Genomic DNA, 12,017 nt, shown 5'->3' with positions numbered 1-12,017 from the left:
CGGGCGTGAACTCAGTGCTGTCCGCCACTAGATGACTCCGTTCGTCTTCAACAGGCGCAGTTCCTCGTCGCCGAGACCCAGCTCGCCGACGTACACCTCCGCGTTGTGCTCACCGAGCAGCGGGGATGAGGTGATGTGGACGGGGGAGTCGGAGAGCTTCAGCGGGCTCCCGACCGTGGTGAAGGTCCCGCGCTGCGGATGCGCGACCTCGACGACCATGTCGTTGGCCGCGAGCGAGGCGTCCTCGATGATCTCCTTGGTGGAGAGGATCGGGCCGCACGGGATGTTGTGGGCGTTGAGCTTCTCCAGCACCTCCCACTTGGGAAGCGTCGAGGACCACTCCTCGATGAGCTGGAACATCTTGCCCAGCTTGGTGAGCCGGGCCTCGGGGGTCGCCCACTCGGGGTCCTCGGCCAGTTCGGGCCGGCCGATCAGCTCGCTGACGGGCTTCCAGCCGACCGGCTGCACGATCACGTACACGTAGTCGTTGGGGCCGCCCGGCGAGCACTTGACCGCCCAGCCCGGCTGACCGCCGCCGCTGGCGTTGCCCGAGCGCGGGACCTCGTCGCCGAAGTCCTCGTTCGGGTACTCGGCCAACGGGCCGTGCGCCAGGCGCTGCTGGTCGCGGAGCTTGACCCGGCAGAGGTTGAGCACGGCGTGCTGCATCGCGACGTTCACGCGCTGCCCGCGCCCGGTGGCGGTCCGCTGGTAGAGCGCGGCCAGGATGGCGGCCACCGCGTGCATGCCGGTGCCCGAGTCGCCGATCTGCGAGCCCGTGGCCAGCGGCGGCCCGTCCTCGAAGCCGGTGGTCGACATCGAGCCGCCCATGGCCTGCGCGACGACCTCGTACGCCTTGAAGTTGGTGTACGGACCCTCGCCGAAGCCCTTGATCGAGGCGTACACAATCTTCGGGTTGATCTCCTGGATCTTGTCCCAGGTGAAGCCCATCCGGTCGACCGCGCCGGGGCCGAAGTTCTCGACCATCACGTCGGAGCGGCGGATGAGTTCGGTGAGGATCTCCTTGCCGCGCTCGGTCTTGGTGTTGAGGGTGACGCTGCGCTTGTTGCAGTTGAGCATCGTGAAGTACAGCGAGTCGACATCGGGGATGTCGCGCAGCTGCTTACGGGTGATGTCTCCCGTCGGCGCCTCCACCTTCACCACGTCCGCGCCGAGCCAGGCGAGGATCTGGGTGGCCGAGGGGCCGGACTGCACGTGCGTCATGTCGAGGACACGGACACCGCTCAGTGCCTGGGGGTTCGTGTCGGGGGAGTTCTCCGGGGCTACTGGAGCCTGGGTCATCATGGCCTCCCTTACTTGTACATGGTCTGGTTCATGGTTCCGGGGGCGTACGCGTCGGGGTCGACCCAGACGTTGATCAGCGAGGGCAGTCCGGACTCACGGGCCCGCTGGAGCGCGGGCGCGATGTCGGCCGGGTCGCGGACCTCTTCGCCGTAACCGCCCAGCATCTGGGCGAACTTGTCGTAGTGGACGTCGCCGAGGGTGTTGCCGATCCGCTCGCGCTCGTCGCCGTACTTGGCCTTCTGGCCGTAACGGATCTGGTTCATCGACGAGTTGTTGCCGATGATCCCGACGAACGGCAGGTTGTAGCGCACCAGCGTCTCGAAGTCCCAGCCGGTCAGGGAGAAGGCGCCGTCGCCGAAGAGCGCGACGACCTCCTTGTCGGGCCGTGCCTTCTTCGCCGCGAGGACGAAGGGGACGCCGACGCCGAGCGTGCCGAGCGGGCCCGGGTCCATCCAGTGGCCCGGCGACTTGGGCTGTACGACCTGGCCGGAGAAGGTGACGATGTCGCCGCCGTCGCCGATGTAGATCGAGTCCTCGGTGAGGAAGTCGTTGATCTCGCTGACCAGGCGGTAGGGGTGGATCGGCGAGCTGTCCTTGCGCAGGTTCGGCAGCCGCTTCTCGATCGCGGTCTGCTCGGCGGCCCGCAGCTCCTCCAGCCATGCCTTGCGCTTGACGGAGCCGCCGTTGATCCGGCCGCTCGCCGCCTCGGTGACCGACTTCAGGACGAGGCCGGCGTCGCCGACGATGCCGAGGTCGATGTCGCGGTTCTTGCCGACCGTCCGGTAGTCGAGGTCGATCTGGACGACCGTGGCGTCCGGCGAGAGGCGCTTGCCGTATCCCATCCGGAAGTCGAAGGGGGTGCCGACGATGATGATGAGGTCGGCGTTGGTGAAGGCGTAGCGCCGGGAGAGCTGGAAGTGGTGCGGGTCGCCGGGCGGCAGTGTGCCTCGCCCCGCGCCGTTCATGTAGGCGGGTACGTTCAGCGTCCGTACGAGCTCGATGGCGTCGTCCGTGGCCCGCGTCGTCCATACCTGGCTGCCGAGCAGGATCGCCGGCTTCTCGGCGTGGACCAGCAGATCGGCGAGCTTCTCGATGGCCGCGGGGTCACCGGGCGAACGGGTCGAGGCCCGGTACTGGCCGGCCTTGGGTACGCGTGCTTTGTCGGCCGGGACCTTCGCGTCGAGGACATCGCGCGGAATCTCCAGGAAGGACGGGCCGGGAGCGCCGTTGTAGCACTCACGGAAAGCCATGGAGACCATGTCGGCCGCGCGGGCCGTGTCGGGGACGGTCGCCGCGAACTTGGTGATCGGCGTCATCATGTCCACGTGCGGCAGGTCCTGGAGCGAACCCATCTTGTGCTGGGTGAGCGCGCCCTGGCCGCCGATGAGCAGCATGGGTGACTCGGCACGGAACGCGTTGGCGACACCGGTGACGGCATCGGTCGTGCCCGGTCCGGCGGTGACGACGGCGCAGCCGGGCTTGCCGGTGATGCGCGCGTAACCGTCGGCGGCGTGGGCGGCGACCTGCTCGTGGCGTACGTCGACGACTTCGATGCCCTCGTCGACGCAGCCGTCGTAGATGTCGATGATGTGGCCGCCGCAGAGGGTGTAGATGACCTCGACACCTTCTGCCTTGAGTGCCTTGGCGACCAGATGACCACCGGAGATGAGTTCCTGGCTGTCGTCGGGCATGAGGTTGTCCTGTCCCTTCGTAGGGGAGGTCGGGGGGCTCTTGGGGGTGCTCCCGAGTGCTCCCGCGATGGATTGCATACAGTCGACGAATACTGTATGAAGCTTGTTATCCCGCATCCGGTGGGTGGTGTCCAGGGGGCGTGCGGCACTTTCATTCCTTTCTGTTGCAGTGGGAGCCGGCATGGATCTGTACGAGCACCAAGCCAGGGACCTGTTCGCGGAGTACGGCATCGCCGTGCCGGAGGCCGAAACAGTCGAGTTCGCGAGGGAGGCCGCGCTCGCGGCGGAACGGCTCGGCGGCCGGGTCGTCGTCAAGGCACAGGTGAAGACCGGAGGCCGGGGCAAGGCCGGCGGGGTGAAGCTCGCGGCCGATCCGGCCGCGGCGGAACTGACCGCCCGCCAGATCCTCGGCATGGACATCAAGGGCCACACCGTCGCCAAGGTGATGCTGGCCCAACCGGTCGACATCGAGACCGAGTTCTACGTCAGCTACGTGCTCGACCGCGCCGCGGGGACCTTCCTCGCGATCGCGTCCGCCGAGGGCGGCATGGACATCGAGGAGGTGGCGGCCACCCGCCCCGAGGCGGTGGCACGGATCCCCGTCGACCCGGCCGAGGGCGTCACCGCGGCCAAGGCCGCGGAGATCGCGGCGGCGGCGTCGCTGCCGCCGGAGACCGCCCCCGTACTCGAATCCCTCTGGCAGGTCCTGATCAGGGAGGACGCCCTGCTCGTCGAGGTCAACCCCCTCGTCAGGACCACCGACGGCCGCATCCTGGCCCTCGACGGAAAGGTGACCCTGGACGACAACGCCCGGTTCCGCCAGAGCCGTTGGGGCGACGAACAGCAGGACCCGGGCGCCGACCCGCTGGAGGCCGCGGCAGCCGCCAAGGGCCTCAACTACGTCAAGCTCGACGGCGAGGTCGGCATCATCGGCAACGGCGCGGGGCTCGTCATGTCGACCCTCGACGTCGTCGCCGGCTGCGGCGCCCGCCCCGCCAACTTCCTCGACATCGGGGGCGGCGCCTCGGCCCAGGTCATGGCCGACGGACTCTCCGTCATCCTGTCCGACCCCGACGTGAAATCCGTGTTCGTCAACGTCTTCGGCGGGATCACCGCCTGCGACGCCGTCGCCGACGGCATCGTCCAGGCCCTGGAGACCGTCCGGTTGACCAAACCGCTCGTCGTACGCCTCGACGGCAACAACGCCGCCCGGGGCCGGGCGATCCTCGCCGACCGCGCGCATCCGCTCGTGGAGCAGGTCACGACCATGGACGGCGCCGCGCGCCAGTCCGCCGTACTCGCGAACGCCGGATAACACCGGACAGCCACGGACAACGCGGACAACGGAGAAGAGGGAGAAGAGACCATGGCGATTTTCCTGACCAAGGAGAGCAAGGTCCTCGTCCAGGGCATGACCGGTGCCGAGGGCATGAAGCACACCCGCCGGATGCTGGAGGCCGGCACCGACGTCGTCGGCGGGGTCAACCCGCGCAAGGCCGGCAAGAGCGTCGACTTCGACGGCCGGGCGGTACCCGTCTTCGGCTCCGTCGCCGACGGCATCGCGGCGACCGGCGCGGACGTCACCGTCGTCTTCGTGCCGCCGCCGTTCGCGAAGGCCGCGGTCATGGAGGCCGTTGACGCGGGCATCGGCCTCGCCGTCGTCATCACCGAGGGAATCCCCGTCCATGACGCGGTCGTCTTCCAGGCGTACGCTGAGAAGAGCGAAACCCGGATCATCGGGCCGAACTGCCCCGGACTCATCAGTCCGGGACAGTCCAACGCCGGCATCATCCCGGCCGACATCGCGACCAAGCCCGGCAAGATCGGGCTCGTCTCCAAGTCGGGCACGCTGACGTACCAGTTGATGTACGAGTTGCGCGAGATCGGCTTCTCGTCGGCGGTCGGCATCGGGGGCGACCCCGTCGTCGGTACGACGCACATCGACTGCCTCGCCGCCTTCGAGGCCGACCCGGACACCGAACTCATCGTCCTCATAGGCGAGATCGGCGGCGACGCGGAGGAGCGTGCGGCGGCGTACATAGCCGACCACGTGACCAAACCGGTCGTCGGCTACATCGCCGGCTTCACCGCGCCCGAGGGCAAGACCATGGGCCACGCCGGAGCGATCGTCTCCGGCTCGTCGGGCACCGCGGAGGCGAAGAAGAAGGCGCTCGAAGCGGCGGGCGTACGCGTCGGCTCGACGCCCTCGGAGACGGCGCGTCTGGTGCTCGACCGCATCGCGGTCACGGCCTGACCCGACACCGGCCCCCGGCCGGGGACGGGACGTCGCCCGTCCCCGGCCGGGGGATGCCGCCCGGCGACCACCCCCGGCCCGCCCGGCGACCACTTTCAGCCCGTCCGGCGTTCACGCGCCGGGCGAGCGGAATCCAGCCCGTCCGGCGTTCGAGGACGAACCGGCTCCGGGCGGGCCCGGTGAAAACAACACGCACCACCCCGCCGTACCGGACGACCCGTGCACGTCGTCCGGCAACCGCGCTCACGCGCCCCGCCCCCTTTCGAGCGGAGTTCCCACCATGGCACCCACCCTCATCCTGAAGCCGGGCACCGCCTGGTCCGACGCCTGGCAGCACTCTCTCGCCGTCGCACCCGAGGCCTTCCGGGACGACCACGTCCTCAACCTCTGGGGCGCCTCCTGGCAGTCCGGCGGCCGTACCCTCCCCGCCTACAGCCCCGTCGACGGCAGCCCGATCGCCGGTCCGCCCCGGCTCGACGCCGAGACCGCCCAGCGGGCCGTACGCGCCTCGCTCGACCAGCACAGCGCCTGGCGGCACGTCCCGCTGCCCGAGCGCCGTGCCCGCGTCTCCGCCACCCTCGACGCCCTGACCGAACACCGCGAACTGCTCGCCCTGCTCCTCGTCTGGGAGATCGGCAAGCCCTGGCGCCTCGCCCGGGCCGACGTCGACCGAGCGATCGACGGCGTGCGCTGGTACGTGGACGGCGTCGAACCCATGCTGGAGGGCCGCAGCCCGCTGCCGGGCCCGGTCTCCAACATCGCCAGCTGGAACTACCCGATGTCCGTCCTCGTCCACGCCATGCTCGTCCAGGCGCTGGCCGGCAACGCGGTCATCGCCAAGGCGCCCACCGACGGCGGCGTCGCCTGTCTCACCCTGGCCGCCGCCCTCGCGGTCCGCGAGGGACTGCCGATCACGCTGGTCAGCGGCAGCGGCGGAGAGCTGTCCGAGGCTCTCGTCCGCTCACCGGAGATCGGCTGCGTTTCCTTCGTAGGAGGCCGCGACACCGGCGCCCGGATCGCCACCACCGTCGCCGACCTCGGCAAGCGCCACATCCTCGAACAGGAGGGCCTCAACACCTGGGGCGTGTGGAACCACACCGACTGGGACGCGCTCACCGCAGTCATCCCCAAGCTGTTCGACTACGGCAAGCAGCGGTGCACCGCGTACCCGCGCTTCGTCGTCCAGCGCTCGCTGTTCGCGGACTTCCTCGGGGCCTATCTGCCCGCCGTCCGCTCCATCCGGCTCGGTCACCCGCTGGCCGTCGAGCACCCCGACGACCCGCTGCCCGAACTGGACTTCGGCCCGCTCATCAACGCGGCCAAGGCCAAGGAACTGAACGACCAGGTGGCCGAGGCCATCGACCGCGGCGCGGTCCCCCTCCACCACGGATCGCTCGACGACGGGCGCTTCCTGCCCGGCCAGGACACCTCCGCCTACTTCGCCCCGGTGACACTGCTGGGCCCGCCGCCGTCCTCGCCGCTGCACCACGCGGAGCCCTTCGGCCCGGTCGACACGATCGTCCTGGTCGACACCGAGGCGGAACTCCTCGCGGCCATGAACGCCTCCAACGGGGCACTGGCCGCGACGCTGGCGACCGACGACCCGGAGACCTACGCGCGCCTCTCACCCCAGATACGCGCGTTCAAGGTCGGCCACGGACGGCCCCGCTCACGCGGCGACCGCGAGGAGTTGTTCGGCGGCTTCGGCTCCTCCTGGCGGGGCGCCTTCGTCGGCGGGGAACTGCTCGTCAAGGCGGTCACCAACGGCCCGGACGGGGAGCGCCCGCCGGGCAACTTCCCGGACTACCACCTGATGCCGTGACGGTGAACCCGGTACGGCCCTGAACCGGGATCGGCTGAGGTCGCCCGGACCCCTCCTCAGCCGATTCCTCGGGCCGTTCCCGCGCCCGCCCGCCCAGTGGTGGATCGTGCGTATTCCCAGGTCAGCGGCGCTGTCGGTGGCCCGGTGTAGCGTCGTACTCATGAACTCGAACGATCTCGCCAACCTCGCGCACCTCCGGCGAGCCCGAGATCTGATCGACCGAGAGTACGCGCTCCCGCTCGACGTGCCCACGATGGCGCGCCACGCCCTGATGTCACCGGCCCACTTCTCCCGGCAGTTCCGCGCGGCCTACGGCGAGACCCCGTACAGCTACCTCATGACCCGCCGCATCGAGCGGGCCATGGCGCTGCTGCGCACGGGCACGAGCGTGACCGACGCGTGCATGGCCGTCGGCTGTACGTCGCTGGGCTCCTTCAGCTCGCGCTTCACCGAGATCATGGGGGAGACGCCGAGCGCGTACGCCGCCCGCGAGCACGGCGCCGTCACGGCGATGCCCGCGTGCGTGGCGAAGGTGAACACCCGGCCGACCAGGGACGCACCGAGCAGGATCCGAGAAGCGGGCCGCGAAACAGCCGCCTAGCGTTGGTGACATGACCATCGCACTCCAGTACAGCCACATCACCGTCAACGACCCGGACGAGTCACTCACCTTCTACCGGGACGCCCTCGGCCTCGAGGTGCGCAACGACGTCGCCTCGGGCGGCTTCCGCTGGGTCACCCTCGGCAGCGTGGACCAGCCGGGCCTCGAAATCGTCCTCTCGGAACCGCACGCCGGCCGCTCCCGGGCCGACGGCGACTCCCTCCAGGAACTGCTCACCAAGGGCGTCCTGACACAGGTCGTCTTCCGCACCGACGATCTCGACGCGACCTTCGAGAAGGTCCGCGCCTCCGGCGCCGAGGTGCTCCAAGAGCCCATCGACCAGCCCTGGGGCCCCCGCGACTGCGCGTTCCGCGACCCCTCGGGCAACATGGTCCGGATCTCGCAGGAGCCGAAGGCGTAGCCGCGGCGAACCGGGGTCGCACGGAGCGGCGAAGATCCGTCCGTGCGCCCCGGACCACGGGATATGCGGGTGAAGAGCACTCCCGGGCCCTGGTATCGTTCTTTACGTCAGCCCGGCGGAAACGTTGAGGCTCGACCACTCGTCCGGGTGGCGGAATGGCAGACGCGCTAGCTTGAGGTGCTAGTGCCCTTTATCGGGCGTGGGGGTTCAAGTCCCCCCTCGGACACCAGTGCAACACCAATGAGTTCGGCTGAGACCCCGCTTCGTGCGGGGTCTTTCGCGTTGTGCGCGTGACGGCGAACAGGTGCGGATCGAGGTCTTCTCCGATCCGCACCTGTCGCCACTACGGCACGGTTACCGTCGGCCACCGCCCGTCACTCTGCTCGACGCCGGCGCCGCCGCCGGGCCGCCCGTGATCACGAAGCCCGAACCCGGCTGGGTGACGATATGGCCGTCCGCCGAGTTGGTGATGGTCACGTCGGACAGTGTCGCGCTGCCGCGGGCGCCGCTCATGGCCAGGATGCCGGCGCCGTTGTTGGATTTGTCGATCTTGACGTTGTCGATCACGACGCCCGGCATGGTGCCGCCGCCCGTCTTGAACTGGATGCCGTCGTACGTCGAGTCGTAGATGTCGGTGTCCCTGATCGTGACGCCGGGGATGTCCCGGCTCGCCGCGAACAGGGTGATGGCACCGAACTCCTGGTCCTCGTTCCAGAAGGCACCGCCCGTGCGGTGGAGCGCGTTGTTGGCGATCAGGGTCTGCCCGGAGAAGGGCAGCGGGTCGTGGTCGGTCGCCAGCATGATGCCCGGGTAGTTGGCCGTGTCGGAGACGATGTTGTTCTCGATCTTGTTGCCGTAACCGCCGTAGACCGCGATGCCGGTCGCGCGCCAGGGCAGTTGGATGGTGTTGTTGGTGAAGGAGTTGTCGTGCGCGACGTCGACCGACGTGTCCTTGACGTACCGGTTGGCCCAGACCGCCAGGGAGTCGTCGCCCGTGGTGCGGAACGAGGAGTTGAACACCTTTGAGTTCCGGGTGCCGTTGGTGAAGTTGATGCCGTCCGCGTAGGTGTTGCGGATCCGCATGCCGGTGAATTCGAGCCCGTCGGCGGGGCCCCAGAGCGACGGGATGTTGTCGTAGTCCCGGCCGACCCAGGCACCCACGTTGGCGTGCTCGATCCAGACGTTGGAGATCTTGGTGTTCTTGCCGAACCGGCCGTTCAGGCCGACTCCGCCCTCGGCGTTGCCGTCACCGCCGCGGATCCGGCCGGAGCCGAAGATGGCGATGTCCGAGATCTTGGTGTTGTCGTCGATGTCGAAGCCGAAGTTGCCCTCGTGCGGGTGGTTGATCCCGCCCGCGTTCTGCGGCTCGGTCAGGGTGTAGAGCTGTGAGTGCCACATACCCGCGCCGCGGATGGTGACGTTCTTGATGCCGATCTGGTTGAACTGCCCCTGGTTCAGAGGGTCGTCGGTCAGGATCTTCTTCTCCTGACGCCACTGGCCCGCCGGGATCCAGACGCATGCGATGGTGCCGTTCTGGTCGGCCGTGACCGCCGCCTGGATGGCGGTCGTGTCGTCGATCCCGTCGCCCGGCACCGCGCCGTAGTCCGTGATCGAGGTGCACTCGGCCGGCTTGCTCGCCGGGGCCGCGACCTGCTCCAGATCGATCAGGTCGATGTAGTAGAAGGACGCGTTGTCACCGGCGTCGCGCTGGAGCTTGAACTTGGTGCCCGCCGGATAGGTCGTGGACAGCAGCGAGTTGGCCTCGTCGAACAGCCGGCGGGCGTCGGCCTGCGGCGTGTTCGTCAGAGCCTCGGGGCCGTCCGTGTCGCCGTACAGCCAGCTGTGCTTCGAGGAGAGGTTCAGCTTCTTCACGAAGGTGTCGTTGGCGTACAGGCTGATCGTGGCCTCGGTGCCGCCGCCGTTCGGGGCGTCCGGGATCGAGTTGCGAACCACGATGGAGTTCGCGGGGTTGGTGGAGGTGAACTCCACGAACTGGCCCGTGCTGCCCAGGCGTACCGACTTACGGCCCGAGGACTCGGAGCCGAAGTTGGTGTGCCCGAAGGTGCGCACCGCGTCGGCCTCCACCAGGGTGCCCTGGTAGCGGCCGGCCTCGGCCTCGTACTCGACGTACGGGACCGCCGCCCCGCGCCCGACCACGATCGAGCGGGAGAACGCGTTGTTGGTCTCGTTGGTCTCCGTCACGACGTTCGTCGCGTCGGCGGTGGCCACGATGTTGGCGCCGCCGCTCGTGGCGGTCCAACTGCCGTTGACGCTCACGTTCGTCGTCGCGCCGGCCGCGATCGACGGGGTGTTGGTGTTGAGCGTCGTGCCGCCCACCGCCACCCGGGTGACCGTGGTGGCGCCGGTCGCGGTGGTGCCGCGGTTCTGCAACGCCACGGTGAACTGGACCGAGGCCCCGACGGCGGGGTTCTGCGGTGTGGAGCTGACGCTCAGCACCTGGAGGTCGGGGCCGGGTGCCTGCCCCACGACCAGCGATCCGGCCGCGGTGAAGCTGTTGTTGTCGTTGTCCTGCTCGACGACGGTGTCGGTCGGGTCCACCACCGCCGTCACCTTGTAACTGCCCTCGGCGCGCTTGCCTGCGGCGACCTGGACGATCGCCGAGGCGCCCGAGTTGAGGGCGCCGACGGCTGCGCTCCCCGCGACCGTCCCACCGATGCTGACGTTGACGGTCGTCGGACCGGACGCGGCCGTGCCGACATTGCGCACCGTCGCGCTCACGGTGGTCGCGTCGGTCTCCACCGGGGAGGTGGGGGACCACGAGAGCGCGGTGACCGTGAGGTCCGGGTTGGGCGCGGGCCGCCCGATGACCTGGAGCTCGGCGACCTGGCCTCCCTGCGCACCGGTGTTGGAGAAGATCTGGAGCTGTACGTCGGCGACCCGGCCGGTGACCGGGATCCGCACCGAGTTCTGGTTGCTCGCCGGGTTGAAGCTGTAGTCCGCGCGGGCCTTCAGCGAGGTGAAGCCGGTCGCGCCCTGGGCGCGGCCGAGCACCTGGATGTTCTGGGTCCGCGTCCCCCACGCGGAGTCGGGGTTGAGCTTGACCACGACGGAGGTGATGTCGGCCTCGGCCCCGAGCTTGACCGTCAGGTTCGACGGGTGCCCGGTCGACTCCCAGTAGGTGTTGAGCTTGTCGTCGTTGGCGTTGGCCGCGACGAACGTGTGGATCGTGGACGACGCCTCGATCGGCTTGCCGCGCGCCAGATCGGTGCCGTCGTCACCGGGGTCGGGGTCGCCCGGATCGCCGGCCGCGGGGCCGTAGATCCCGAACTCGGAGATCTGCGCCGCCGGCCAGCCCGTGTTGCCGGTGATGTTCAGCCGTACGTAACGGACGGCGGTGGAGGGGAAGTCGATGGTGACGGTGTTGGCCGACGAGGGGGTGAACAGCCGCCCCTGCGAGGCGGAGAGGGTGCTGTAGCTGTTGCCGTCGGTGCTGCCCTGGACGCTGAGGGCCTGGGTACGGGCCTCCCAGGTGGTGGGGAGCTTGAGCACCACCTGATCGACGGCGACGCTCTCGCCGAGGTCGATCCTCAGCGTCTGCGGGAACGCGTTGTTCGGTCCCTCCCAGTACGACGCCTGGTTGCCGTCGGTGACGTTGGAGGCCGGATGGTTCCCCTCGGACCCGCTCGCCGACACGCTCTTGCCGATCGACTGGTTGGGGCGCTCGGCCGCCGTGGCCGAGAGGGGGGTGAGTCCGACGACGATCAGACCGGCCATGACGATGCCGGTGATCAGCCGCCGGGCGAACCGCGTGGGTCTGGGCCGCGTGGGCTGTGTGGGTCTGAGCTGCTTCCGTCTCATATGGTCCTCTGTCCGGTTGGAACGAGGTGCGGGGGAGGCGGTGCGATGAAGTTGCGAGGTGAGGCTCAAAAATTTGAGTCACTTGCTTACTTTTTTGCGATTCACAG

General features: G+C 69.1%; 8 protein-coding genes and 1 tRNA gene. 6 read left to right on the top strand and 3 right to left on the bottom strand.

Annotated elements, in window-relative coordinates; genetic code table 11:
• Nucleotides 1-27 precede the first annotated feature (27 nt).
• Nucleotides 28-1,299, bottom strand: coding sequence for a formyl-CoA transferase (frc, locus tag ACFWHU_RS01540; protein WP_385798929.1), 1,272 nt, complete (start codon nt 1,297-1,299; stop codon nt 28-30).
• An 11-nt stretch (nt 1,300-1,310) separates the two neighbouring features.
• A complete protein-coding gene (locus tag ACFWHU_RS01535) occupies nt 1,311-2,993 on the bottom strand; it encodes a thiamine pyrophosphate-binding protein (RefSeq protein WP_078074214.1) in 1,683 nt (560 codons plus the stop codon).
• A 181-nt stretch (nt 2,994-3,174) separates the two neighbouring features.
• Between ACFWHU_RS01535 and sucC the strand changes: the two genes are divergently transcribed.
• The 6 genes from sucC to ACFWHU_RS01505 all read left to right on the top strand — a co-directional run bounded on the left by sucC (nt 3,175) and on the right by ACFWHU_RS01505 (nt 8,320).
• A complete protein-coding gene (gene sucC, locus ACFWHU_RS01530) occupies nt 3,175-4,308 on the top strand; it encodes an ADP-forming succinate--CoA ligase subunit beta (RefSeq protein ID WP_387223127.1) in 1,134 nt (377 codons plus the stop codon).
• A 51-nt stretch (nt 4,309-4,359) separates the two neighbouring features.
• On the top strand, nt 4,360-5,247 hold the full coding sequence (gene sucD, locus ACFWHU_RS01525) for a succinate--CoA ligase subunit alpha (protein ID WP_387223124.1): 888 nt from the start codon (nt 4,360-4,362) through the stop codon (nt 5,245-5,247).
• Between the two features lie 280 nt (nt 5,248-5,527).
• Nucleotides 5,528-7,069: an aldehyde dehydrogenase family protein gene (locus ACFWHU_RS01520; RefSeq protein WP_385798935.1), complete on the top strand. Its 1,542-nt coding sequence runs from the start codon at nt 5,528-5,530 to the stop codon at nt 7,067-7,069.
• 160 nt (nt 7,070-7,229) lie between these two features.
• A complete protein-coding gene (locus ACFWHU_RS01515) occupies nt 7,230-7,670 on the top strand; it encodes a helix-turn-helix transcriptional regulator (RefSeq protein WP_387223121.1) in 441 nt (146 codons plus the stop codon).
• A gap of 10 nt (nt 7,671-7,680) precedes the next feature.
• Complete coding sequence (locus ACFWHU_RS01510; protein WP_387223118.1) at nt 7,681-8,091, top strand: VOC family protein; 411 nt, start codon at nt 7,681-7,683, stop codon at nt 8,089-8,091.
• A gap of 141 nt (nt 8,092-8,232) precedes the next feature.
• Nucleotides 8,233-8,320: transfer RNA gene (locus tag ACFWHU_RS01505), tRNA-Leu, on the top strand.
• Between the two features lie 125 nt (nt 8,321-8,445).
• On the opposite strand, the gene ACFWHU_RS01500 is transcribed toward ACFWHU_RS01505, so the two are convergent.
• The gene (locus ACFWHU_RS01500; RefSeq protein ID WP_387223116.1) at nt 8,446-11,910 is read right to left on the bottom strand and encodes a CARDB domain-containing protein; all 3,465 of its coding nucleotides are present in this window, start codon (nt 11,908-11,910) and stop codon (nt 8,446-8,448) included.
• Nucleotides 11,911-12,017: the final 107 nt, after the last annotated feature.

It is taken from the genome of Streptomyces sp. NPDC060366, assembly GCF_042725135.1.
Lineage (GTDB): Bacteria > Actinomycetota > Actinomycetes > Streptomycetales > Streptomycetaceae > Streptomyces.
This window is presented reverse-complemented; position numbering and strand designations above follow the sequence as displayed.